Source organism: Enterococcus wangshanyuanii (genome assembly GCF_002197645.1).
GTDB classification, from domain to species: domain Bacteria; phylum Bacillota; class Bacilli; order Lactobacillales; family Enterococcaceae; genus Enterococcus_L; species Enterococcus_L wangshanyuanii.
Window position 1 is genome coordinate 1,102,207 of the sequence record NZ_CP021874.1, and the last position, 25,740, is coordinate 1,127,946.

The 25,740-nt window shown below is 38.4% G+C and carries 26 protein-coding genes and 1 riboswitch; of the genes, 7 read left to right on the top strand and 19 right to left on the bottom strand.

Annotated features, from left to right (window positions below):
- Positions 1–6: 6 nt before the first annotated feature.
- Positions 7–1,185, bottom strand: a complete 1,179-nt coding sequence (gene nusA, locus CC204_RS05310) for a transcription termination factor NusA (RefSeq protein WP_088269147.1) — start codon at positions 1,183–1,185, stop codon at positions 7–9.
- A 117-nt stretch (positions 1,186–1,302) separates the two neighbouring features.
- Entirely contained in the window at positions 1,303–1,776 is a 474-nt protein-coding gene (rimP, locus tag CC204_RS05315; RefSeq protein WP_088269148.1) for a ribosome maturation factor RimP, read from the bottom strand.
- Positions 1,777–2,060: 284 nt separating this feature from the next.
- Between rimP and rnhC the strand changes: the two genes are divergently transcribed.
- Positions 2,061–2,990, top strand: a complete 930-nt coding sequence (rnhC, locus tag CC204_RS05320; RefSeq protein ID WP_088269149.1) for a ribonuclease HIII — start codon at positions 2,061–2,063, stop codon at positions 2,988–2,990.
- Between the two features lie 120 nt (positions 2,991–3,110).
- On the opposite strand, the gene CC204_RS05325 is transcribed toward rnhC, so the two are convergent.
- Positions 3,111–5,330, bottom strand: a complete 2,220-nt coding sequence (locus tag CC204_RS05325) for a glycoside hydrolase family 3 protein (protein ID WP_088269150.1) — start codon at positions 5,328–5,330, stop codon at positions 3,111–3,113.
- A 343-nt stretch (positions 5,331–5,673) separates the two neighbouring features.
- Positions 5,674–5,843: riboswitch (M-box (ykoK) riboswitch) on the top strand.
- Between the two features lie 207 nt (positions 5,844–6,050).
- On the opposite strand from CC204_RS05325, the gene CC204_RS05330 reads away from it, so the two are divergent.
- From CC204_RS05330 to CC204_RS05340, 3 genes are read left to right on the top strand one after another with little or no spacing between them, the layout of a single operon-like run.
- Positions 6,051–6,977 carry an LCP family protein gene (locus tag CC204_RS05330; protein ID WP_088269151.1) on the top strand — a complete coding sequence of 309 codons (927 nt, stop codon included), beginning with the start codon at positions 6,051–6,053 and terminating at the stop codon, positions 6,975–6,977.
- Entirely contained in the window at positions 6,974–8,155 is a 1,182-nt protein-coding gene (locus CC204_RS05335) for an FtsW/RodA/SpoVE family cell cycle protein (protein WP_088269152.1), read from the top strand. The genes CC204_RS05330 and CC204_RS05335 overlap by 4 nt, the downstream gene beginning before the upstream one ends.
- The gene (locus tag CC204_RS05340; protein ID WP_088269153.1) at positions 8,152–9,318 is read left to right on the top strand and encodes an FtsW/RodA/SpoVE family cell cycle protein; all 1,167 of its coding nucleotides are present in this window, start codon (positions 8,152–8,154) and stop codon (positions 9,316–9,318) included. Before CC204_RS05335 ends, CC204_RS05340 begins: the two co-directional genes overlap by 4 nt.
- A gap of 142 nt (positions 9,319–9,460) precedes the next feature.
- On the opposite strand, the gene CC204_RS05345 is transcribed toward CC204_RS05340, so the two are convergent.
- From CC204_RS05345 to CC204_RS05410, 14 genes are all read right to left on the bottom strand, one after another.
- Entirely contained in the window at positions 9,461–11,185 is a 1,725-nt protein-coding gene (locus CC204_RS05345) for a carboxylesterase family protein (RefSeq protein WP_227011235.1), read from the bottom strand.
- 785 nt (positions 11,186–11,970) lie between these two features.
- Positions 11,971–12,384, bottom strand: a complete 414-nt coding sequence (locus CC204_RS05350; protein ID WP_088269154.1) for a hypothetical protein — start codon at positions 12,382–12,384, stop codon at positions 11,971–11,973.
- A 15-nt stretch (positions 12,385–12,399) separates the two neighbouring features.
- Positions 12,400–13,695: an LXG domain-containing protein gene (locus CC204_RS05355; RefSeq protein WP_088269155.1), complete on the bottom strand. Its 1,296-nt coding sequence runs from the start codon at positions 13,693–13,695 to the stop codon at positions 12,400–12,402.
- Positions 13,685–14,068 (bottom strand): hypothetical protein, encoded by a 384-nt coding sequence (locus CC204_RS05360; RefSeq protein WP_088269156.1) that lies wholly within the window; start codon positions 14,066–14,068, stop codon positions 13,685–13,687. The genes CC204_RS05355 and CC204_RS05360 overlap by 11 nt, the downstream gene beginning before the upstream one ends.
- Positions 14,068–14,358: a TIGR04197 family type VII secretion effector gene (locus CC204_RS05365; RefSeq protein WP_088269157.1), complete on the bottom strand. Its 291-nt coding sequence runs from the start codon at positions 14,356–14,358 to the stop codon at positions 14,068–14,070. The genes CC204_RS05360 and CC204_RS05365 overlap by 1 nt, the downstream gene beginning before the upstream one ends.
- A 232-nt stretch (positions 14,359–14,590) precedes the next feature.
- On the bottom strand, positions 14,591–14,905 hold the full coding sequence (locus CC204_RS05370; protein ID WP_087641442.1) for a DUF1292 domain-containing protein: 315 nt from the start codon (positions 14,903–14,905) through the stop codon (positions 14,591–14,593).
- 46 nt (positions 14,906–14,951) lie between these two features.
- The gene (ruvX, locus tag CC204_RS05375; RefSeq protein WP_088269158.1) at positions 14,952–15,380 is read right to left on the bottom strand and encodes a Holliday junction resolvase RuvX; all 429 of its coding nucleotides are present in this window, start codon (positions 15,378–15,380) and stop codon (positions 14,952–14,954) included.
- Positions 15,377–15,646: an IreB family regulatory phosphoprotein gene (locus tag CC204_RS05380; RefSeq protein WP_069662009.1), complete on the bottom strand. Its 270-nt coding sequence runs from the start codon at positions 15,644–15,646 to the stop codon at positions 15,377–15,379. The genes ruvX and CC204_RS05380 overlap by 4 nt, the downstream gene beginning before the upstream one ends.
- 395 nt (positions 15,647–16,041) lie before the next feature.
- A complete protein-coding gene (argF, locus tag CC204_RS05385; RefSeq protein WP_088269159.1) occupies positions 16,042–16,974 on the bottom strand; it encodes an ornithine carbamoyltransferase in 933 nt (310 codons plus the stop codon).
- Positions 16,967–18,124 carry an acetylornithine transaminase gene (locus CC204_RS05390; protein ID WP_088269160.1) on the bottom strand — a complete coding sequence of 386 codons (1,158 nt, stop codon included), beginning with the start codon at positions 18,122–18,124 and terminating at the stop codon, positions 16,967–16,969. The genes argF and CC204_RS05390 overlap by 8 nt, the downstream gene beginning before the upstream one ends.
- Positions 18,121–18,873, bottom strand: coding sequence for an acetylglutamate kinase (argB, locus tag CC204_RS05395; protein WP_088269161.1), 753 nt, complete (start codon positions 18,871–18,873; stop codon positions 18,121–18,123). The genes CC204_RS05390 and argB overlap by 4 nt, the downstream gene beginning before the upstream one ends.
- A gap of 36 nt (positions 18,874–18,909) precedes the next feature.
- Positions 18,910–19,941: an N-acetyl-gamma-glutamyl-phosphate reductase gene (gene argC, locus CC204_RS05400; RefSeq protein WP_088269162.1), complete on the bottom strand. Its 1,032-nt coding sequence runs from the start codon at positions 19,939–19,941 to the stop codon at positions 18,910–18,912.
- A gap of 209 nt (positions 19,942–20,150) precedes the next feature.
- Positions 20,151–20,540 (bottom strand): GyrI-like domain-containing protein, encoded by a 390-nt coding sequence (locus CC204_RS05405; protein ID WP_088269163.1) that lies wholly within the window; start codon positions 20,538–20,540, stop codon positions 20,151–20,153.
- An 85-nt stretch (positions 20,541–20,625) separates the two neighbouring features.
- Complete coding sequence (locus CC204_RS05410) at positions 20,626–21,324, bottom strand: DUF554 domain-containing protein (RefSeq protein WP_088269164.1); 699 nt, start codon at positions 21,322–21,324, stop codon at positions 20,626–20,628.
- A gap of 255 nt (positions 21,325–21,579) precedes the next feature.
- Here CC204_RS05410 and CC204_RS05415 point away from each other — a divergent pair, with 255 nt between their 5' ends.
- From CC204_RS05415 to CC204_RS05425, 3 genes are all read left to right on the top strand, one after another.
- A complete protein-coding gene (locus CC204_RS05415; protein ID WP_088269165.1) occupies positions 21,580–22,332 on the top strand; it encodes a threonine/serine exporter family protein in 753 nt (250 codons plus the stop codon).
- A 99-nt stretch (positions 22,333–22,431) separates the two neighbouring features.
- Complete coding sequence (locus tag CC204_RS05420; RefSeq protein ID WP_088269166.1) at positions 22,432–22,908, top strand: threonine/serine exporter family protein; 477 nt, start codon at positions 22,432–22,434, stop codon at positions 22,906–22,908.
- Between the two features lie 79 nt (positions 22,909–22,987).
- The gene (locus CC204_RS05425) at positions 22,988–23,416 is read left to right on the top strand and encodes a GNAT family N-acetyltransferase (protein WP_088269167.1); all 429 of its coding nucleotides are present in this window, start codon (positions 22,988–22,990) and stop codon (positions 23,414–23,416) included.
- 130 nt (positions 23,417–23,546) lie between these two features.
- On the opposite strand, the gene CC204_RS05430 is transcribed toward CC204_RS05425, so the two are convergent.
- Positions 23,547–24,398: a TIGR03943 family putative permease subunit gene (locus CC204_RS05430; protein WP_088269168.1), complete on the bottom strand. Its 852-nt coding sequence runs from the start codon at positions 24,396–24,398 to the stop codon at positions 23,547–23,549.
- A 396-nt stretch (positions 24,399–24,794) separates the two neighbouring features.
- A complete protein-coding gene (locus CC204_RS05435) occupies positions 24,795–25,703 on the bottom strand; it encodes a permease (protein ID WP_088269169.1) in 909 nt (302 codons plus the stop codon).
- Positions 25,704–25,740 lie beyond the last annotated feature (37 nt).

Below are 25,740 nucleotides of genomic sequence, written 5' to 3' on the forward strand. Positions count from 1 at the left end.
AAACCGCTAGACTTGTTCTTCGTCTTCTACTGTTTTTTCTTCAAACTCAAGGGCTTCATATTCATCAGCTGTCAAATCAGATTCCACGATCATTTCATCGTGAATTTCTTCCACTGCTTCTTCTTGATTCTCTTGCTGCGCATAAAATTCTTCCATTTCAGATTCTGGCTTGATATCGATCTTAAAGCCTGTCAATTTAGCTGCTAAGCGAGCATTTTGACCTCTTTTACCGATTGCAAGTGATAACTGATAATCTGGAACAACGACTGTACAGGCTTTGTTATTATTAGGGTCAAAAATGACATCGACAACTTGCGCTGGATTCAGCGCATTGCTGATGAAGATCGCTGGATCTTCATTCCATTCCACGATATCCATATTTTCGCCTTTTAATTCATTAACGATCGCTTGGACACGTTGACCTTTAGGCCCTACACACGTACCGACTGGATCGATATTTGGATCTGTTGAACGAACAGACACTTTTGAACGATCGCCGGCTTCACGAGCAATGCTGACGATTTCTACGATTCCGTCATACACTTCTGGAATTTCTTGTTCAAATAATCGCTTCAATAAATCTGGATGACTGCGGCTCACAAAAACTTGAGGGCCTTTAGACGTATTTTCAACGCGTGATACATAGACTTTGATTCGATCGTGCGGTTGGTAAAATTCATTGGGCATTTGATCTTGTTTTGATAATACAGCTTCGATTTTGCCTAGATTTACATAAATATAACGACGGTCTTGTCTTTCGACGATCCCTTGCATGATATCATTTTCATAAGCACTGAATTCATTGTAAATAATGTTTCTTTCTGCTTCTCTCACACGTTGTAAAATAACTTGTTTCGCTGTTTGCGCTGCGATTCGGCCAAAATCTTTCGGCGTTACTTCAAAACGGATTTTATCACCAAGCTCATAAGCCTTGTTAACTTCCATCGCTTCTTTTAACGAAACTTCCAATTGTGAATCCATCACTTCTTCAGTCACTTCTTTTACTGCATAAACATGGATATTGCCTTTTTTGCCGTCGAACTCTACTTCAACGTTTTGGGCTTGTCCATAATGTCTTTTATATGCGGAAACTAATGCTGCTTCCAACGCATCAATCACGATATCCTTAGAAATACCTTTTTCAGCTTCTAATGCATCCAATGCATTCAACATTTCTTTGCTCATTTTGTTGTCATTTCCTCCTATTGTTTAAATGAAAGATGAACGGAAGGGCGATCCTTCAGGAAAAAACCTTTCCGTAATAAGCGAAAACGGGATCGTTTTGCTTTATGAATGTCTATGTTAGAACTGGATTGCTAAACGAGCTTTGGCAATGTTTTTCCGTTCAAATGTATAGTCTTTGACTCTTGTTTTGATTTTGACTGTCAAGATCAATTGTTCTTTATCTACTGATTTTAATGTACCTTCAAATTGCTTTTCTCCCTCAACCGCTTGATAAAGAGATACATGGATATATTGGCCAACCGCTTGTTCATAATCGCTTTCTTTTTTCAACGGACGTTCTGCTCCCGGAGAAGAGACTTCCAAAAAGTACGCTTGCGGTATCGGGTCAGGATCCATAGCATCAAGTTTTTCGCTGAGTTGTTCACTGACAAGCGCGCATTCCTCAATATCAATGCCGCCATTTTTATCAATAAAGACACGGAGAAACCAGTTCTTCCCTTCCTTGACAAACTCTACTTCTACAAGTTCAAAATTTTGTTTTTCTAAGATTGGTGTGACTAACTCGGTAACAGTTTCCACAACACTACTCAAAATTTTCGCCTCCTTCAGGAATTATAGAATGAGGACTAGCGTATAAGTAAAACAGCAGTGCTTTTCCTGCCTTACCCCATTAAAAAGAGTGAGCAGAAATCCGCTCACTCCGACTAGTATCATTACTTGTAATGTATTATATCACAGAGTTTCAGAAAACTCAAATGAAGGTGATTATAAAGCCATTTCTCAACATCTGCTCGCGTTGTTTGAGTAGGAAATACACTTCACTTTTTCAGCTTTTTGATTTACTATAGAAAAGAACTCGCGAAAGGAGCCGTCTAATGTCTCAAACTCAAGTCATCAAAGTATCCAAAGATACCATCAAAAAAATGAAGTCATTTTATGAGCGCTCGCTCTTAAATAAACATGTTCCATATACAGAATTCGTAGCAAAATCAGGAACAACAACGATCACCGCCTACACCTCAGGAAAAGTGGTTTTTCAAGGTCTAGAAGCAGAAAAGATTGCTGCAAAGTGGGGAACGTCCACTGCAAGTAAAACTGCTTCTACCTCTAAAACAAAAACGACCACTTCCCTACCAGCAAATTTCAGTCAGCTTTCTGTTTTAGGCAGCGATGAAGTCGGAAACGGCAGTTATTTTGGTCCAGTAACAGTTTGCGCTGCTTATGTAGAGAAAACAATGGTAGCAAAATTAAAAGCACTCGGCGTCAAAGACTCCAAAGAGTTAACTGATCCGCAAATCAGACAGCTTGCAAATGTGGTCAAGGAATTGATCCCCTTTAAATTGTTGATCGTTGAGCCGGAAAAATACAATCAGATCCAACCAAAATATAACGCGGTCCATATGAAAGTTGCTCTGCATAACCAAGCCATCCATTTATTATTGAATGAAATCGCCCCTATTAAACCAGAAGCGATCTTGATCGACCAGTTTACTCCTGAAGCGAATTATAAAAAATATGTACGCTCAGAAAAAAATCAGGTAAGTGAAAAACTTTATTTTGTAACCAAAGGTGAGCAATATCACGTTGCCGTTGCCGCAGCTTCGATCATCAGCCGAGCAGCCTTTTTAGATGAACTAGAGAAAGAATCACAAGAATTAGGTCTAAAAGTTCCATCTGGAGCAGGCAGCACTGCCGATCAGGTTGCTGCAAAAGTTTTAAAAAAAGGCGGTATCAGCTTACTGAGCAAATACGCAAAACTCCATTTTGCAAATACCGAAAAAGCCAAAAAAATCGCTGCAAAATAAAAAAAGAGTCCTGCGCAATGTGTAAAGCATGTTTGCGTAAGACTCTTTTTCGATCAACAGTAAAGGTCGGATCAATAAACTTTTTTTATACGTCAAACCTTGACGCTTTTCTTTAACTACTCAGACAAATTTTCTTCTCTCATCAACGATCGTCTCGTCAAAATCCATACCAAACCCAAAATCATACGTATGCTCAAATTCATCTGAGTAACACTTCATATCGAGTGGGACATCTTCTTGTTGTTTTTCAACGGTCTCCATATCTGCCGGCATTTGAAACGGCAGTAATCCTGATGGTGTAAAGTCACCGCTGAAAACACTGAGGATGGCCTGAGTCTGTACACCAAAATCGACAATAATTGCATCGACATAAGGTTCAAATTCTGCAACGACCGTTGGATTTTTCAATGTCAGACTCACAATGATCGGAACATCGGGGTATTGTTTCTTCAATCGTTCCAGAGTTTCGATGTCCTGCCCATTACTTGCCGTATTTTTCTTTCCTTTATAAGAGCGATCATCACCAGCAAGACTTTCTTTCCGGGCAAATTTTGCAGTATATGGCTTGTATTGTAAACTGATCGGTAAATAACCATTGCCATTGTCTTCATTAGAATAACCATATGTTTTAGGGGACTCTAAAAATAGCCAAATAGCATCTGCCTGTTCAGGCGAATCCACCACTTGAAAATATTTTTCAACGAGGGATCGATTGACAGGATCTTTTTCAAATGCTGGTTGCGGATGACCAAACCAATCCTTTGAAGCACCAATATGCTGCTTGGGAATATACAGCTTAGCAGTTTTTTCTAAAGGTAATAGTCTATGTTTATTTTTTAGCAGTATTAAAGATTTCTGCTGTGCTTTATAGCCTGCTTCCATAAATTTCGGCTGCCCAACGATTTCCTCAGATTTTTCTGATATTAGATACGGATTTTCAAATAAACCTGTTTGAAACAGATTCTTCAACAATCTACGAGCCGAAACTTGGAATCGTTCTTTCATTGCTTGTATCCCATATTCTTTAGCACCCAGTTCAAAAGCAGCCAAAACAGGGGCAATTTCATTATTTCCGCCGAACTGATCAACGCCTGCCAAAAGTGCTTTGTAATGCCGTTCTTCCACAGTCAGCTCCTCTACTCCCCAGCTTTTTCCGCCAAGAAATTGATCGATTTGTACCGGATCAGCCGTGATCGACCAGTCTGTACAAACAACGCCACCATAACGATATTTCTCCCGTAATAAATCATTGAGAATAAATTGGCTAAAACCATTTCCGACATTTTCACCATACTTCTGATCTTGATCATAAGATATCGTATAGTACGGCATGACTGCTGCCGCTTTTTTGGTCCCCTCCTGCAAATCGAAAGCACCTTCTAGAAATGGTTTTAGATGCTCATTAAAATTATTTCCTGGATAAACCGCGTATTTTCCATAACCGTAGTGGCCATCTCGTCCAGCCTCACCACTACCGCCACCTGGCCAATGCTTGACCATGGCGTTGACACTTTCCTTGCCCCAGCCGTTTTTTGTTCCTTTAGTCGTTTGAAAACCGTCGCAATAGGCTTGAGCTAAAGCAGTGACTAATTTTACCCCTTCACCAAAAGTACCGGAAAAACGCATCCAGCGCGGCTCCGTTGCCAGATCAATCTGCGGCGATAAGGCGGTCGTGATTCCTAAGGCTCGATATTCCTGACTAGCGATTTCTCCAAATTGTTTCACCAGCTCAGGATCAAAAGCTGCTGCTAAACCCAACTGCTCCGGCCACATAGAAATCTCTCCGCCTGCTCCAGCGTTGAATTCAGTATCTGCACTTGTGCTGTGACGTGGATCTGAGCTGATATTTACTGGAATACCCGAGTCCAAGCTTTCGGCCATCGCCTGAATTTTATTCGTCCATTGGGCGGCTGCTTTAGGTGATTCTACCCTCGTCAAAAGGACATGGCGGATATGATCCTTCGTTAAAAATTCCTTTTGCTGATCCGTCAATTCAGAAATCGGTCCGTCATAGTCTGCTAGCGTCTTTCCCCCATATGTACCGGAAAACATCTGCACAAAATGATTGTCACTTCTCGATACTGTTTGATGGCGGCTATACAACATCAACCCAGCCATTTCCTCCACACTTAAGTGTGTGACTAAATCTTCGATTCTCTCTTCGATCGGCAAGCGCCAGTCTTCATATGGATCCAATCGACCATTTTTATTCAAATCTTTAAAAGCGAATCCATCCTGCTCAATCAACGTTACTCCCGAATCTGCTGCATAACCTAAGGTTGCCCCTTGATCATTTTCAACAAGTATCCAATTTTCTTGTTGTATTATTCTATAGCTCATCTAGCTTCCTCCATTTCTAAAAAATGCAAGCGTATTCTTCCACTATTCTATCTTACTCTGTTTTCAAGTTGGATGCGATACAAAATTTGAATCTTCTTTTAAACAAATCATTCTAGCTGTTATTTTTATTAAAAAATCCTAAAGAAAAAACAATTTTTTCGATTTTTACTATAGTAGACTCCAGTTGATTTTTTTCTTGATATTTCTATGTAATTAGTTGATCCATAAGTCTTCTCCATCAATCGTACCAGCGAGATTCTTTAAATAGATCATTTTACTTAGAAAAAAATTAAGTTTTGAACGATTGACTTCTGTTATTGAATTGATTATAGTTGTGGCGATCTAAATAACTTGTTAGGTGAGGCTCCTATGAAAACACAGGCTACTGCTCAAAAATGTCGAAAGACAGGCATGGGTAGGACAGGAATTGTCGAATTAAGGCTTTTCACAAAGTAGCTAAAAGCAATGCTTTTTACGTTTCATAGTGCTAAAACTCAACGATGAGAATGATGACCCTTTTTTTGTGCTGGAATCACTCCCCTTCGCTGAGTCTTTTTAAGCGAAGGTTTTTTGTTTTGGATCAGAGAAACATTTGGAGGTGAAAAATCAGCCTGATCCAAACAACATAGCCATTAAAAAGACAGTCATCCCGACATATCTGTCGATTCCTAGCGCCGCAATTTATTTGATGATCAATAAAATGATTAGCGAGGAATAACAATGAATCTAGTAAAAAAGAGTTTGATTTGTATTAGTCTTATCACTGTTTTGATTTTTACCGCTCTTGGCTGCTATGCAGTTATTGGTTTTCATCAGGGCAAAAAAATGGCTCAAACACATGTCACTAAAAGAAAAAATTCGACCTTCTCTGCAGATGAACAAACAAATTTAAAAGAGATCACGATTCTATTGATCGGTGATGACGGACGGGAAGATGACGAGGATGGCGGTCGGGCAGATACGTTGATGGTGGCACATTATAATAGCGAAACCAAACAACCAAAGCTGCTGTCGATCATGCGGGATTCTTACGTTCAAATACCTGGACACGGAGCAGAAAAAATCAATGCTGCTTACGCTTACGGTGGAGCTGAGCTGACTAAACAAGTCTTGAATACTTCTTTTGACTTGCCTATCAATTATTATATATCCGTTGATTTTCAGCATTTTATTCGTTTGATCGATGATCTGTACCCCAAAGGTGTCGAAATCGATGCAGAAAAAGAGTTGAACTTAGACAACGTCGATATAAAAAAAGGGCAACAATCAATGGATGGGAATACTTTGCTGCAATATGCCAGATTCCGTATGGATGGTGAAGGAGACTTCGGACGTGTCAGAAGACAGCAGCAAGTGATGGATGCTCTAGCAAAACAAGCTAAAAATGCAGTACCACTTTTACAGCTGCCTCAAATTGCTGGAGAAGCCGTTGGGTATTTAGACACGAATATTCCAGCTGACCTTCTGATCGATTTAGCCAAGGATTTTTTAAGCGGGAAAGTAAAACCTCTTCAAACCTTATCTGTTCCAGTTGAAGGGAGCTGGGCATTTAACGATTATACAGAAGCAGGCAGTGTTTTAGAAATCGATGAAAAGCAAAACACACAAGCGATCCACAAATTCTTAGCTGACGAGACAGATCAATGAAGACGCTAAGAAAACCCTCTAAATTCGTTTATCTGGATTTTTACCTCCTGCTCCCTTATCTTATTTTGTGTGTGATCGGTATTTTAATGGTGTACAGTGCCAGTTCTTATCAATTGCTTGATAGCCAATTAAGTCCAGCACATAAAGCATTCAAACAGACATCTTATTTTATTTTCAGCCTTGTTTGTTTAGGGTTTGTCTATCGGATCAATTTAGCTGTTTTGAGAAAGCCTGCGATTATTCGTCTGTTGCTTGGTCTGACGTTTCTCTCCTTATTTTTATTACCAGTCATCGGAACAAGCGTAGGTGGTGCCAAACGTTGGCTCAATTTAGGTATTCTTTTGTTTCAACCTTCAGAATTGGTTCCATTTATTCTCGTACTTTATCTGGCTCTTGCATTCTCAAAAACGGAAACAGTGTCGCCTTTCTCTTTCCAAACATATAAAAAGCCGATAATCGTTTCGGTCACCTTGATGTTCTTCGTCGCTTTACAGCCAAATATCGCGGGTGCTTCTATGATTTTTATTCTAGTGCTGGTTTTATTTTTGACAAGCGGATTATCCCCTTGGTTCATGTCACTCGCTTTGATAGGATTTGTTATCGCAAAGAGATTTGGAACAATGCTCTTATTGTCCTTGCCAACAGAATGGTTGCCGCAAAAGTTCAGTTATTTAGTGACACGTTTTGAAGTCATGCAAAATCCTTTTATCGATCCTATGGGCAAAGGCTTCCAAACGTCCAATGCTTATTATGCGATCCATAATGGCGGATTTTGGGGCTTAGGTTTAGGGAACAGCATTCAGAAAAAAGGCTTTTTGCCTGAACCTGACACAGATTTTATTTTTGCGATTTGCATAGAGGAACTTGGCTTGATTTTTTCTTTAGGCATGCTATTTTTAGTTTTCTTTATGGTCGCGCGTTTACTTTTATTAGGGATAAAGGCAAATTGTCTTTACTATTCTTACCTTTACATTGGCTGTGGTGTCTTGTTGCTCTTGCAAGTTTCTGTCAATGTCGGTAGTCTTTTGGGGTACATCCCGATGACTGGACTGACTTTTCCTTTCATCAGCTATGGTGGATCTAGTCTATTGATTTTGAGCCTTGTGCTAGGTGTTGCGCTGAATGTTCGTGCAAGCGAGCTGCGAGAAAAACAACGATCACGAGGTGAAAGCCAATGAAACGAATTCGGAATACATCGAATGAACGAATCAATTACGGACTTTTACTTCCAGTTTTTCTACTGATCTTAGTTGGCTTCTTGGCACAATACGGTGCTTTTATGGCTGATCCAACGATCACTGCAGTCACTCCATTACTAATAAAACAGCTGCTGTGGACACTGTTAGGAATGATTGCTATGTTTTTGACGATGCTGCTTCCAATAAAATTTTTGTGGAAAGCAACTCCTTATCTTTATTTTTCTTCCCTGATTTTGATGAGCCTGCTAGTAAAATTTCATGACCCTGTGATGGCTGTTGCTACTGGAACCAAACGATGGCTTCGGCTTGGGCCGCTCGCCTTTCAACCTTCCGAGTTTGCAAAATTAGGGTACATCCTGATGCTAGCTTACATCGTGACAAAAAGTGGCAAGTCATTCTCTTCGCTAAAAGAGGAGCTGGCTCTTTTAGGAAAACTGTTCCTCGTGAGCATCCCTATTTTTGGATTGATGTTTTATCAAAAGGATTTTGGGACTAGTTTAGTTTTTCTATCGATTTTATTTGGTATCTTACTTGTTTCAAGCTGTTCTTGGAAACTTTTAGTTCCTCTTTTTGGCAGTCTGAGCGTGCTCGGTATCAGCGCAATCCTATTAGTTTTAACGGAACAAGGGCAAAAAATACTCGCCTATTTACACTTCAAGCCTTATCAATTCGACCGTATTCATGCTTGGCTTGACCCATTTGCGTATGCGGATTCGATCGCATTTCAGCAAGCTAGAGGGTTGAGCGCGATCGGTTCAGGAGAATTAGCGGGAAAAGGTCTGACCAATTTACAGGTCTACGTCCCGGTTCGGGAATCCGATATGATCTTTACCGTTATCGCTGAAGCTTATGGATTTATCGGGAGCTGTTTCCTGCTTTTACTTTTCTTCTATCTTATATATCAAATGCTGATCTGTACTTTAGCCGCTAAGCGAGAATTTTATGCCTATATCACGACTGGAGTCATCATGTATTTTTTGTTTCATATTCTAGAAAATATCGGTTCAAATATTGGATTATTACCTTTAACTGGTATTCCGCTGCCCTTTATCAGTCAGGGAGGAACCGCTTATGTGACGAATTTTATCGCTATCGGATTGATTCTTTCCATGTTCTATCAAAATGAAAAACAAGCTCTTTGATCAGCAAATGCTGATATGAATAAAATGCCCTATCAAATTTAGCTTAAACCCGCTAAAATTGATAGGGCACTTTTTTATAGTAGGGTATGGAAATTATTTTCAACGTTTCTCAGTCTTATATTTATACGGACAACAAATCCTTCTATTCTTTATCAAAATCAGAAAGCTGCTCATACTTTTCATCCAGCCTTTTGCTAAACCAACGGCCATTCATTACTTTGCTCAACAATTCTTGCTTTTGTTTCTCTGACACTGTTGTATCCTGATCGATTGCTTCCAAAACATTTTCATAATCATAGGTTTTATGCCCCATTTTTGCTGATGCTTGTTTTTTGTCCGCATTTACAAATAAGAGATTGTCTTTCGATCCAGCTTGCCAGTCTTCCCACTTCGGCAGATTTGAACCATTCGGATCACCGTTTTTAATAAACTCAAACAAATAATTTTGGAATACTTTGCTTAACTCCTTCGCTCCTTCACTATCATACCCTGCTCCAACTAAGCCTGCATAATTTTTACTTTCCGTATCGAGCAATGGGACAAACACACCATGAAATGCGCCAAGTTTAGCCATCTCTTCTCCCACTACAGCTTTATCAGCACCGAATTCAATTTCCATGCCATAGATAGCCGCTTGATAATGCTCGTTCATTTTTTCTGCAGATTCTTGGACATTGAACAAGCTGTATAGTTGTCCGCCGTAGTTATTGATAAACGTATACTGATTGGCAATTTCAGGATCATTGTCAATTTCTCCACCTTCTAAATACTGAGAAAAATACGGGTCAAATCGCCCAAACAAGGAGAATTCCTGCTCACCAGTCAGCATCATCAAAGGAACAGAGTGATAGTTTTCTGTGTCAAATCCTTCTTTTGGAAGCACATATCCATCATTGAATAAATGCGGGAATACGCTCATCCGAATCCCTGCATTGCTCATTAGTCCAACTAGACGATCTCCGTCAAGTGCGTATAGATAATCCTTTACCTCTTCCTCTGAGCTCAGTAGCCAGTCTTTCGCTTTTGTTTCATCTTCTTTTACCCCATCTTCCACAACTAATGAAGCAATTGCTTGAGCGTATACCTCCTGACTCTTCTTCTCATCTGCAATAGTCATTCCTCCGCTAAATGAGATTGCTTTATCAAATTTCCCTTCAAATATTGGTGAAATCAGCATAGCCATCACATCACGTCCGCCAGCAGAAAAACCACTGACTGTGATATTATTTTGATCCCCGCCGAAGTTTTCAATATTTTGCTTTACCCAGTCTAAAGACTTACTTAAATCCAGCAATGTGTAATTTCCGGAATTTTCTTCTTTTGTTCCAGTTTTTAAAGCTGGAAGTGGATTAAACCCTAGTGGACCCAACCGATAATTGACGGAAACGATAATTGCATCATGCGCCTGAACAAAAGAAACCCCTGAGATCTCTTCCGCTGTCCCCGTTTGATTATTCCCGCCATGAATATAGACAAGAACCGGCAACTCTTTCTTATCATTATTCGGACGATAGATATCCAAATTCAACCCATCTTCTGAACCTATGACACCATCTGCGCTCGTTTGTAAAGCAACACTTCCAGCCTTCGTTGCATCGCGTTCACCTTCCCAAGGCTCTGGATCTGTTGGTGCTTTCCAGCGCGCTTCTTTTGTGGTTTCACCGCCGTAAGGTACACCCAACCAAATAAGTGCTTCTTCCTCTTCATAACCTTTTACTTTCCCAAAAGCTGTTTCCCGAACAACAGATGTCTCCTCATTTTTATCAGCGTTTGTCTTTTCTGTTTTAGCAGACTGAGTACACCCTCCCAATGTGATTACTGCAAGCAACAACCCAACCCAACGAATCGCTTTTTTAAATTTCTTCAAATCCCTTCCTCCTTCAAGTTTTGATCAACGTTCTAATAAATCGTAAAAACTCCTTTCTTGCTTTTTAAACAAAAAAACCTAAACCAGCTCATAGATATGAGTAGTTTAGGTTATGCCCAAAAGGTTACATTCCTGATTTTATTTTAGCATAATAAAGCAAACGTTTTCAACATATTGTTTTAAATTATCTTTTATTTATACTATATTTATCTTCATTTTTTATAATTAGATAAAATCATGATGATCATAGTGGGGTTTCTATTTTATTCAGCTTTCATTTGGATTTTTATTGAAACGCTATCTGCTCACGTTGAGCTTCTCCATCTTTTCAGGACTTTGAATAGATGGCTTTTGATATAGTGCTTTGAATTGAAGCATTGATCCTGTACTGAATGAAAGATCGATTCAAAATAATTCTTCAGCGTGAATGATGATCATATTTCATAGTATTGCCTCTCTTGTCATTTAGTAATTTGTAAGAAGAAATATAGCATAGGCAATCACTGAACATCAGTAAACACTTTGATACTGGTATTCATAAAAAAACTGAATCCTCATATATCAAGGATTCAGCTACTTTTTAAATTCTATTCTTCTTCAGCCATGAATGATGATAGCAGTTCATAGCTTTATATCTATCGTCATCTAGTAACTTGTAAGAAAAAAATACTCATAGCCAATTACCCAATATCATTAAATATTTGACTAATGGCATTCATTTTGGAGTTTAGAAAAACTCAATTTTGAGGAGCACTGCTTTTTTTATTTTAATCTATAGCCATATTCTATTCATTTAGAATCGTAATCTCTGGATCAACAACACTTATAACGTCAATAACATAATTAAGCGTAATTATTATATAGTGTTTCATATTCAAATGCTCATATAATCCACCACTGGTTTTTTTTATAAAATTTCCAAAATCTCCATCTTGTATCTCATAAATAACACTTTTAAATCCTTGCCCCTTAAACTTCTCAATTTCTTCATCACAGAAAATTTCTCTAAGATACATACCTTCATCAGCAACTCTCATAGCCTTAGTAGCAAAAAAATCAATTACAACCTTTTCTTTTTCGTCTTTTCCGTATTCTAATTCTAGAACTAAGCCGTCTATGTCTCCACTTTTAATACTTACCAAATAGTCATGACCACAGTGCGGTATCAATCCAGAAAATCTATCTATCCATTTTTCCATAATATTTTAGCCTCCTTATTTGTACCTAATTTTGATTGTTGGTTTTCCGTTTGGTCTTTGTATTTCAATTGTTGCCCCACCAGATTTACTCGTAGGCCTAACAATTACAGTTCGACCATCTTTTAAAGTCCCACTCATTCCATCTCCATTACTCAAATTTGACACATCATCTAGACCTAGCGAATTGAAATCATCTATAGCATCCGCATAGTCACCAGTCTTTTCATAATTTTTAGGATCGTTTCTTTTATTAGTAGTCGTGTCTTCTGCATCTTTCAAAACATCATCAATTGCTCTTTCAGTAGCCAAATTTATAGTTGGTGCATTATTCACCAAGTTTGAAATCGATTGACCAACCTTTAAAGCTTCCGTTCCTTTTCGAATCACATCGAAGACTCTACCCGCCTTACCTAAATTTCCTAACATTCCAACTCCAGGCACAAGCGGCATTTCATTTTTCATCACAAGAACGTCTTCAATATTATACTGTCCAGGCTGCAAATAGTCCTTACATTTATCTAGTTGCTCGTATAATCGCGGATAGTCTTTTATAGGTAATGGCTTTCCATTCTTTATCAAATACCATTTTTTACTAGTCCCTAAATCACTACAAATGATTGTATAACCATCTAAATTACCGATCGCTTGATTAACTTCTTTCATTTTTGCTTCTTGTTTCATTTTCTCTCGAGCTTGCCAACGAGCATTGATTGGTTTAGCCCAAGTCATGTTTAAACGACTAATATCAAAGGTACCCGTTGCTGGATTCCATGCCTTGCAGTCTTTCACTTGTGCTAGTCCATTATCAAATTCTTGCTGACACGCTTCGCACTCTGAAAAAATACTCGCAGAAAGAGCATTATACGCATGAAACTTTTCTAATTTCTCTCGTCGTTTTTCGATCACATCACACGCATTCATATAACGACGTTCTAAATCCGGTCGAGGTGTTTTCGCTGTACGCATTTGTTGATCTAAGCTTTGTTTTAATCGTTCAAGTTGATTGATCTCTTCTAGTATCAGGTCTTCATCCGTATCGATCCCACTGACTGATCCTTGATACTCACTAAGAAAACGTTTATGAGCAGCTTCCATTGCTTCTCCTGTCATTATAGCAGATTGACATAATGGCGTGTATACCGTCAGAAAATAGCTTTTGGCACTGTCATAGGCTTTACTAGATAACGGCGCAGATAAAAAAGAATGAATGCTTTGTTGTAAGGAAGCGATTGCTTGACCTGCTTGACTATTTAGTTGAGAAGCTTGTGAAGAGCGTGTTTGTGCTTCATGTACATAAAATTTAAGTCCCATGTTCGTCCTCCTTACTTTCTTTTAAGAAGGACTGTTGCTCTTGTAGAATGGCTTCTTCTTGATCCAATAATAGGCGTTCTTCTTTCTTTAATTGAAGGAGCTCTTCATCAAATTCTAGTTTCGCATTTTTCGCAAGCCGTAAGCTATCCTCCCCAAGTTCTTCGATAAAGGCTCGTTCCTCTGGTTCACAATTGGATAAAACAGAATGGTATACCACTTGTTCTTGTTGCTGGAGCTCAAAAAAGGCTTCCTGCTGTTCTTCTACGCGCCGTTGCTCCTTTTTACTTGCAAGTTGCTCGTCTTGTAACTGTTCTAGTCGCATTCGGAATTGACTATTCTTCTCTTCAAAGGTTGGCAATTTTTCTAGCCCCATTAAGAAAGCCCTCCTGGAAGATTAAATTTTGTTAGTTGAACAATGTGCTGGTCAATTCGATCAAACTCTTTGGCGACAGAATGAATACTATCTCCAGCAGAAACTACGCTAGTGGAAAGGTCTTTTAGCCCTCGCTGAAATTCATTCATTGTTTTTACCGCTGGAGCATTACCTGCAACATTGGTATTTGAAGAGGAGGCAGAAAGACTAATACTATTTAAGATACTCGCAGATTGACTAAAAGATGCTGAAACACTCCCAGCTATGCTGGAATTACTGTTAATTGACATTGGTTCCCTCCTATCGATAAATAATAGTTATATAAAACAGAATAATGATCCAATTCCAAATTCTCCTATTTTAATATATCATACTTATAGATAAAAAAATAAATTCATTACAAATTGACAGTATAAATCAATTCATTTTTCATAACAGTCTTCAACTATCTTGTCATGCAAAAATCTACATCAAAAAAAAGCTGAATCCTCATATATCAAGGGTTCAGCTTTCATTTAAATTCTATTCTTCTTCTTCCGCCATGAATGTGTTGAAGACCTCTTCGATCATATCCCACTCAGCATCTGTTTCGATTTGTTGTAATTCGCCTTCTGTTCCTTCGCTGTTTTCGATGTAGGCATAGGCTTGTAATTCTACATCTTCTTCTTCTGGAACTCCAGCTGGATAAAGAAGTACGTAATTTTTACCGAATTCTTCTTGCCCATCAACTGTTAGCAAGATTTCATATAAGGTTTCATTCCCTTGTTCATCAACTAAAGTGATATGTTCATGTCCCTCGTGATCATGATCGTGATTATGGTTATGCTCTTCTGCCATTTGCTTTGCTCTCCTTTTTGCTTATATTCGTGAAACTATAAGCCATTTAAATTTTATTGCCAGCGCTGTCTAAATAATTTTGTAAAATCATGACTGCGGCTACTTTATCGATAACTTTCTTTCTCTTCGCTCTAGATGCATTGGCTTGTTCGATCAGCATACGTTCTGCTTGAACAGTAGTCAAACGTTCATCCTGATAGCTAACTGGGAGCCCAAACAGCTCTTCGATTTTTTTGCCATAAGCCATTGATGCTTCTGCTCTTGGCCCGATCGAATTATTCATGTTTTTCGGCAGACCAACGACAAAACGGGTCACTTCGTATTCTTTCACCAGCTCTGCTAATCGTTCAAAGCCGAATTCTTCCTGTTCTTCGTTGATTCGAATGATTTCTACGCCTTGGGCTGTCCAACCCAATAGATCACTGACAGCAACTCCAACGGTTCTAGAACCGACATCCAGTCCCATCACTCTCATCGAAGCGTGATACCATGATTAGATAAGTAAAATTTAACCAGCTCTTCCATGATTTCATCCCGTTCGTGACGACGAATCAAATTTCGAGCGTCCTGATAACGAGGAATGTAGGCCGGGTCTCCTGAAAGCAAATAGCCCACAATCTGATTGATTGGATTATATCCTTTCTCTTCTAAAGCCTTGTACACAGTTGCCAGAGTCTCACTTACTTCTTTCTTGCGACTGTCATCAAAATCAAAACGTACAGTTTCATCTGTAAAACCCATTTATCTACACCTCACTTTTCTTCTATTCATACAGCTTCATTCTACTAAAAAGTAAGCAAAACTACAAACAAAACTTGATATTTTCACTGATAAATTAAAGATTTCCTTTAATTTGATGGAAAAACTCTGATGATTATCCAGTAAGCCAGTCAAAAAACGTCATTCATTTCGATCTGCTACCTTAGATTATCTATATTTGCAGTACCAAAAAACAACGAATCCTCTCTTTATTTTTGAAGAATCTCATGAATAAACTACCATGTACCAACAGAAAATCAGCTACTTCGGCAATTTCGCAAAAAAAGAGTGCCGTACAAAACTAAGAATCCGTTTTGCTCCGCACTCTAAAACTTTATACATGATGTAATCAGAAACAACTTTTGTCTGAGCCTTATTTATTCCTTCATCACTTTCAACATCAATGCTTTTTGTGCATGTAGACGATTTTCAGCTTCCTGATAAATCGCAGAGTGAGCTCCGTCGATAATGTCAGTGGTTACTTCTTCTCCTCTATGCGCAGGTAAACAATGCAAGAAATTATAATCCTTTTTAGCCAAGACTGCTAGACGATTATTGATTTGGAATGATTTAAAAGCTTCTGCTCTTTCTGCTTGTTCTCCTTCATCCCCCATACTTGCCCATACATCTGTAATCAAAATATCAGCATCTTTCACTGCTGCTGCAGGATCATTCGTGATATCGATTTTGCTGCCGCTTTCTTCTGCATTTTTTAAAGCAATATCGATAAACTCTGACTTGGGTTCATAGCCTTTTGGCGCAGCTATAGCAACATCCATTCCGACAAGACTTCCCCCAATCAAAAATGAATGGGCCATATTGTTGCCGTCACCAACATAGGCTAATTTAATTCCTTCAAGTTTTCCTTTCAACTCATAGATCGTCTGAAAGTCTGCTAAAATCTGACAAGGATGATGATTGTCCGTTAAACCATTGATGACAGGAATCGTTGCTTCTTCTGCTAATTCTGCGACCATTTGATCCGAATAGGTTCGAATCATGATCGCATCGACATAACCAGACATGACTTTTGCTGTATCTTTGACTGGCTCTCCTCGTCCCATTTGAGTATTTTTTGAATCTAGAACGATTGCTTGTCCTCCTAATTGAATGATTCCAGCTTCAAACGAGACTCTTGTCCGTGTACTATTCTTTTCAAAAATCATCGCCAAAATTTTTCCTGATAACGCACCTTTATAATCCTCTGGTTTCTTTTTCACAGCAATCGCCAGTTCAATGATCGATAAAAACTCTGCTTTTGTCAGCTCTGTTAAATCTAAAAGACTCTTTCCATACATTGAATTAATCATTTGTTTGCTCCTTACATAAGACTTTTTCCAATAGCTCTAATCCTTTATTTATCTCTTCTTCAGTTATCGTTAGCGGCGGTAACAATCGAAGAACTGTTTGTCCCGCCTTTAACGTAATCAATCCCTCTTCTTTTAATTGCTCCATCGTACTGGCAAGTACATCTGTATCTGTTAGCTCGATCCCCGCCATCAATCCTTTGCCGCGAATATCTTTGATCAACGTTGTTTTAAGCGCCAGCTGATTCAACCCTTTCATCAGGAGAGCCCCTTTTCTTTGAACCTCTAATAAAAACTCCGGCTGATTGATTCGTTCGACCACTTCACTTGCCACACGCATAGCTAGATTGTTCCCGCCAAAGGTCGAGCCATGACTTCCTGGACCAAAAGCTTGTGCCAATGACTTTTTCCCAAGCATTGCTCCTACAGGAATACCATTTCCTAATCCTTTTGCCAGCGTGAAAATATCTGGTTCGATCTCATACTGCTCATAGGCATATAAGCTTCCTGTCCGCCCGATCCCCGTTTGGATCTCATCTATGATCAATAGAGTCCCAGTCTTTCGACAAAGCTGTTCTATCTGTTTGACCCACTCCTGTTTAGCTGGAATCACGCCGCCTTCTCCTTGGATCAACTCAAGAATGACCGCCGCCGTTTGTTTATCGATCTTTTGTTTTAAAGAATCCAAATCATTGAATGGCAAGTAATCGAAATCAGGGACTAAAGGCTGGAACCCCTGATGAATGCTTTCTTGTCCTGTTGCACTCATTGCTCCATAGGTTCTCCCGTGAAAAGAATTGATAAAGCTGATGATTTTACTACGTCCTGTCGCTTTCCTTGCAAGCTTTATCGCCGCTTCATTCGCTTCAGCACCACTATTGCAAAAATAGGCGACATAGTCTCTTCCATTCGCAAGTTTTTCAGCTGTTTCTTCTTGGAGTTTACTTTCGTACAAGTTAGGTGCGTGCCATAAATTTGCTGCCTGATCACTCAACACTTCATTTAAGTTCGAATCACCATATCCTAAATTCATTACACCGATTCCGCTAGTAAAATCCAGATAACTTTTTCCATCTTGATCGATCAGTGTATTATTTATCCCTTTGACCCATTGAATCTTTTTTCTTTGATAGTTTGGAAATAGATAGCTCATGCATAGACCTCCGTCTCTTGAATCGTTGTACCTGGTACGTGCAGCTGATTCGTAATGTGAACTTCTTTCACGCCACCGCGGATCGCAGTTACCGCACTTTCGATCTTAGGCAGCATGCCACCTGTAATGACGTTTGTTTTCTTTAAATCATTGATTTCTTTGATAGATAGTGATTCCAGCCACTGATTTTCTTTTTTTACACCAGGAACATCTGTCAGTAAATAAAGTTTTTCAGCCTGTAGCTCTTCTGCAACTTTACAAGCTACCTGATCCGCATTGATATTGAGCCAATCTCCTGTTTTAGTTAGACCTAGAGGCGCAATGATCGGAATGTGCGCTCGTTCAAGTAAATGCTCCAATAACTCTGTATCGACCTGTTCAACTTCACCGACTGCCCCCAACAGCTTTTGATTTAAATAGCTTCCCGTAATGATTTGTCCGCAGGATGCGTTCAACCCTACAACAGAAAATCCTTCTTGTTGAAAATGCGTTGTAATCATCGGTTGAACTTGCCCGATCAAGACCATTTGGGTGATTTTCAGTGTTTCTTCTGTTGTGACCCGTAAACCGTTTTGAATGTTGACAGGAACACCTAAACGCTGCATCATCTCTGAAATATAATGGCCACCGCCATGAACAATAACGATTTTATGCCCATTTTTTTGCCAGTGTTCTACTTGACTAAAAAAAGTTTTCGTCAAGTTATCACTTGCTACTCCGCCCATCTTAATAACAATAACCTTCTTCATTATGGTCACTCCTTTTTTATGTACTTTGTATTTCTTTTATGGATAAATAGGTAAAAGATCCAAGCCGCATTGTTCATCGAACCCAGCGAAAGTATTTAAATTTTGAACGGCCTGTCCAGCAGCTCCTTTACCTAGATTGTCGATAACTGTAACTATCGTGATCATCTTCGTTTTAGGATTATAAGCCAACCCAATATCACAATAATTAGACCCGATCACTTGCTTGAGCACTGGATAGCATCCAACTTCTTGAATACGGATAAACGGTGCTTGTTTATACTCCTCTCGGTACAACTCAACTAGTTTCTCGTCAGAAATCGGTTGAACTACTTTAACATACGCGGTCAAAAAAATACCTCTTGTCACTGGAATCAGTGAGGTCGAAAATTGAATGGCTTCTAATTCAGGCGACCACTCCTTTAATTGCTGCATAATTTCTGGGATATGCTGGTGACTGTTCATTTTATACAATGACATATTATCGTGGCTTTCAGGGAAATGAGTCCCCTGAGACAAGCCTTTGCCTGCACCCGAAAGTCCTGATTTTGCATCAATGACAATTGAGTCTAGTAGAATCAAATTATTTTTTAGTAAAGGTGCTAGAGATAATTCAGCAGCCGTTGCATAACAACCCGGATTTGCGATCCATTTTGACTTGGGCTTTTCTCTATACTCAGCAAGTCCATAATCAAATTTATGAATAGCATCTAACGGAGCTGCTTTTTTCCCATACCATGTTTCATATGCGCCCTCTTCTTTTAATCGAAAATCACCAGACAAATCGATCACTGGAAAATCAGCATCAATAAAAGGAAGAGCTAGTTCCTTTGAAATACCAGAAGGAGTTGCTAATAAAACTAATTCACTTATAGCCATGATTTTATCAGGATCAATGGCTTCTAAAGGTAGCGCCGTAAGTTGTTTTAAATGCGGGTAATGTCCATCTAATGATTTTTTATTCATCGAATGACTATGGATAGAAACAATATCCACTAAGGGATGATGCTTTAGATAGCGAAGGAGCTCTAACCCGCTATAGCCTGTAACTCCTATAATAGAAACCTTCAAACTGATCACTTCTTTTCTTTACATATTTTACTTCTTACATTTCCTTTTCATAAGTATACGTTCTGGACTCAAACAAGTCAATGGTTTTTTATTAAAATAAATGCTTTAAAATAAATATTTATTCATAAAAGAAAAATTTATACAAAAAAAGACTGAGAAATCGCTTTAGGCGCGCTTCTCAATCTTTTCTAATTAAACAAAAAAGGACTTCAAACAGAAAGATAAATCATTATCGTTCCATCTTTCTGGTAATGTTCAACGTCCGTTTGATAGGTTCTTCTTTTTTCCAGTTCTTCATCTTGCCAAATCTGCTGCCAAGCCTGCCCGACCGCTTCTGGCGACTGACCATCGACCTTAATTGCAACATACTCACCAGAATTAATTATAACCTTTTGACTACATTCTGCCTGCTCACTACCTACCAACAAATCATAATCTCCTTTAAAATTTGATTCATAATTTGTATAAACTGCATATAGTTCCCCAGTTAAATTCATTAAATGAACCATGTTCCATAAGTCAATGATGTCTTCTATCTGCTGATTGTTTGTTCGGATCATTTTTCCTGCGATCGTTTTTTCTTTCAAGAAAATGCTCATGTTTATCCACTCCTTCTTAGATATGCGTTGACTATAACACGCAAATGATGACATCATTTAGTCATCATTTAGAGCATTTTTTTCTTCACATAAAAAATTGGACAGTCACGATGCCAATCAAAATAATGATCCCAGGCAAATAATTCGATACTCTAATTTTTGTTAATCCCATAATATTCAAGCTGATCGCTAAAATCATCAATCCGCCAATTGCACTGATTTCATTCATCAATAAGTCAAGGAGTTCGCTAGGTATGTATCGCATCAATACGCTTGCTAGAAGTGCGATCGCTCCTTGATAAAGAAAGACTGGAACTGCTGAAAACAGGACTCCGACACCAAATGTCGCAGTCAACATGATCGACATGAAACCATCCATGACAGCTTTTGTCAAAAGCGTTTGGTGATTGTTTGCCACACCACTTTCAATAGCACCAATGATCCCCATTGAACCAATCAAAAAAATCAATGTGGCTGTCACAAAACCTTCTGCAAAATTACTGCCAGGCTTCGCATACTTTTTTTCTAATGTCAATCCAAAATCATTCATCTTGTCTTCGATCCCTGCAGCTTCTCCGATCATCGCCCCAAGACATAAACTAATCAAAATGACGATGAACGAAGATGTCTTAAATGCCATTTGAATTCCTAAGACTAAAACACCAAGTCCAATCCCCTTCGTAACAGTATCTTTCATCTGTTCAGAAATATTACGTAAAATAGAGCCCATCAAACTGCCTGCAATAATCGCTAGACCATTCACTAACGAACCAAATAATATCATACTTTCCACTCCAACCATTTCATTTTTTCTGTCCCAATGATCACAAAGCCACATTGTTGTTCTATTATACGATAAGACGCTAAAAAACGATATTTATTATTGACGATCATACTAAAAATAGATCAAAATTCTTTCTTCAAAACGTTGCTTCTGTTAATTATCATCAACTTTTTAGTGTTCTGGCTATTTTTTCAGCGTGTAATCAACTATACTTAATTTAAAGAAACAGAAACAACTAAAAAGTGAGGTTTGCTAATGGCAACTGTTGATATAGAAAAAGTTTTAGAGACCTGTCTTTTAGCAGGAAAAATCATGTTGGAAAGTGATGCCGAAATGTATCGTGTAGAAGATACGATGAGCCGGATCGCTCTAGCTTCAGGAGATTACCGCCTCGTTAGCTACGTCACACAAACCGGTCTGTTCGTAGGACTGGATGGGACTTCTACGATTCGAATGGTACAAATTTTAAATCGTTCCATAAACTTAGAAAAAGTCTCTAATATCAATCAATTATCCCGTGAGTATGTGATGGGCGACTATACATTAGATGAACTTTTAACAAAATTAAAAGAATTAGAACAGGAACGGAAATTTTTTCCTCTATGGCTGCGCTTCATTAGTGCTGCGGTGGTCAGTGGAACAATCATGATTTTATTTGGTGGTGTCTGGTCAGACTTATTTCTGACTTGTCTCATAGGAGGGCTTGGATATATTCTTTATTATTCAAGCTTAAAAGTTCTGAGAATCAAATTTCTCTCTGAATTTCTTGCGGCCTTTTTCATTGGTTGTGCGGCTCTTTTAAGCAGTCAACTCGGACTAGGCATCAATCAAGATATGATCATTATCGGTTGTGTTATGCCGCTTGTACCTGGCGTTCAAATGACCAATGCTTTACGAGATTTATTGGCAGGACATTATCTTTCCGGCGTTTCCAGAGGAACAGAAGCAATGATGACAGCTTCAATGATCGGTTTTGCGATTGCTTTTGTTTTTCAATTATTTTATTAATAGTCCTACTATTTTTAATGAATCTACAAAAAGAAACACGTCCTATTTCTTTCAACACTGAAAACAGTTGGTTCATTTTTACTTTTAAGGAGTCTTTTTATGATTACGATACTTATTCAATTTTCTTTTAGTTTTTTAGCATCTAGTGCTTATGCGATCATCACCAATGTTCCCAGACGTTCTTTGATTGCTTGCGGTCTATCAGGTGCAGCTGGATGGATGATGTACTGGGTGGCGATACAACTGGGTGCTAATGCCGCTCTGGGTTCTTTATTGGGCGCTTTAAGTGTGGCTGCTGTCAGTTTTATCTGTTCACGTACGCTGAAATTGCCGGTAACGATCTTTAATATTCCAGGCATGGTTCCTCTAGTTCCCGGAGGTCTTGCTTACCAAGCTGTTCGTAACTTAGTGATCGGTAATTATCAAATAGCGATCGATGCTGCTGTACAAGCAATTATGATTGCTGGAGCGATTGCTTTAGGACTTGTCTTGTCGGAGGTCCTGAACCACAATATCCGTAATTTTAGAGAAAAACGAGAAATACTAAGCTTGATTCGCAAAAAAGAGGAAAAATAATTAAATGATTGTGGAGGTGAATCGATGAGTGTTCAAATGATTCTTTCAACTATTTACATTAGAGAGGATAACAGAAACGATGATCAAAAAAGTTGAAAAACTAACCTCAAAAGAACTAGAAGAAATCTTAGAAATTTGGTTAACTGTCAATATCGAGGCACATTTTTTTATTCCGAAAAGCTATTGGCTTGAGCATTTAGAATCTGTGAAAGAGCAATTACCACTAGCAGATCTTTATCTTGCGATCGAAAATGATACGATCGTCGGATTCTTGGGATTGAATAACACATATATTGCTGGTATTTTCGTTTTAAGTGCATACCAAAATCAAAAAATTGGAGCGTCTTTACTGAATGAAGTAAAATCAGTGAATAAACAGTTGAGCCTCTCCGTTTATCAAAAAAATCAAAAAGCGTTGGCCTTTTATCTTAAGCATGATTTCCAAATTATCGATAAACAAATAGATGCAAATGATGAGTTAGAGTATCAGCTTATTTGGAAAAAGTAATCAATAACTAAAAAGAGTCCGAAACAAAACTAAAATACAGTTTTGTTTCGGACTCTTTTTTTATAAACGATGAATACTACTCTGATTTTTTACCCAGACTGTTTCTTGAACGATTTTTCTCTCATCCTTTTTAAAAGGAGCGATACACGTATTGGTTTTTCGGTTCCTGAATTTCTTTTACTTTTCCTACTTCAACAACAGGAATTTCTCGTTTAAAAGGGGCGTAATATTCAGAATGAATGGTTCCAGTCAATTTTACCCACTCATTATTTTTAAAAGATCGATCGCTCGGCATATGAGTCAATAAACCAAACACGCCTGAATCCGCAACGCAATGAATAATTCCAAATCGAAAAACAAAAATAGCTTCCTGCTCTTTTTGTGCAGAATTGAATATAAAGCCTTCATAGGTGATCGTTTTTCCAACAAATTCGCTAGGATAAGTATAGATCAGTTCCATTATTTCTAAATAATTTTCTTCTGAAACGTTGACTTGATCATCTTTGATATACTTCGATAATGCTTGCTTCATTTGAGCGTCATAATCAGTTTTATCAAAATAGATGCTGGTATCAGGTTTTAAATACTGCGTTTCTACATCTGGATCACCAACTGATTCCTTACTCAAAGGAAAATTGAAGCCTTTTGCCTCAACGATCGATGTATCCAAGCTAACTGTAGGAAACAAAAAACCAACAATCAAAGGCAATACTAGAAGTACATAAGCCACCCCCCGTTGATAAGGCTTATCGAGACCATGATCATGATCTTCATGACTATGGTCATGTTCATTATGATCAACTTTTTGCTCATCTTCTTTGTTCCATAAAATCAGCTGAACAATCGCCAACACGAATGAAAGGACCATAGACAAAACAGCCAGATAACGATAATGAACATTTATATATTGATTTAATCTACCTGAAACCTGTAAATACATCATCAAGGTACTATAACCGACGAGTATTAAAAAACGAATCATGTATATTCCTCCTTAAAATAAAAGCGGAATGAGCCAGCTTAGGCTCGACTAGAAAATAGGAAAACATGACTGAGGCGCTTTTGGTCTCATTCAGGTTTTATCTTTTTCTCGAGAGACTGGCTCATGCAGCTGGATAATACAAATGATCAACACTTTCTCTCGAAAGTCTTGTACTGTTCATCATCAACTCAAATTCTTTCGTTGTGATTCTCAGCAAAAGCGGAATGAGCCCGTTTAGTCTTGACTAGAAAATAGGAAAACATGACTGAGGCTCTTTTGGCCTCATTCAGGTTTTATCTTTTTCTCGAGAGACTGGCTCATGCAGCTAGATAAAGCAAAAGCAGAACAAATCCATTGAAATAGATTTTCTCTATATTCAATCAAAAAAACACGCATTTATCCAGCAATTGCTAAAGCATAAAAAGTAACAACTACTGTCACAATACCCACAAATTTCATCATAAACGATGTCTTAAAATAGCGTTTCATCATTAATAAATTTTTGATATCGACCATTGGACCAAAAACTAAAAAGCCGACAACTGGTCCATTACCGAATAAACTCAATAAAGATGAGCCAATAAAAGCATCCGCTTCAGAACATAAAGAAAGGGTTGCGGCTAATACAAGCATAACTAGAATGGCTAAAATTTTTGTATGACCTAATTGTAAAATGGCTCCTGTCGGCAAGTAGGTTTGCATTGCTGCAGCTAAAAGAGAACCAAAAATCAAATAACGGCCTGTATCAAAAAATTCATCGATCCCATGCGTCAATACTGACAAGCATTTGTTCAAAAATTTTATATTCTCAGTATGTTCTTCTTCACCTTGTTCACATGAAAAAGAACTGATTTCCTGTTTTAAAATAGATTCTTTGTTCACATAAGCCAACCAAAGCCCAACAACTAAAGCAACCAGCATACTACCTAAAACACGCCAGAGAACAAACTTTATAGAGTTTCCAAAAGCGATATACGTCGAAAACAGCACGATTGGATTGATGATCGGAGCCGTTATCATAAAAGCAAAAGCTGTATACGTTGGGACTTCTTTTTTTACAAACTGATGGACGATCGGTACGATCCCACATTCACACGAAGGGAAAAAGAAACCCAAGAAGCTGCCCACCAAAATCGATAAAAATTTATTTCTCGGCAATAGTTTTTTTACTCGCTCTGGAGTTAAAAAGACATGCAGCGCACCAGATATCACACACCCTAACATAACAAACGGCAACGCTTCGATCACGATCGATAAGAAGATCGTCCCCATTTGTAACACTGAATGTGGTAAAAATTCAAACATAAACTTCCTCCTACTACGACAAAATAAACCCAAATAA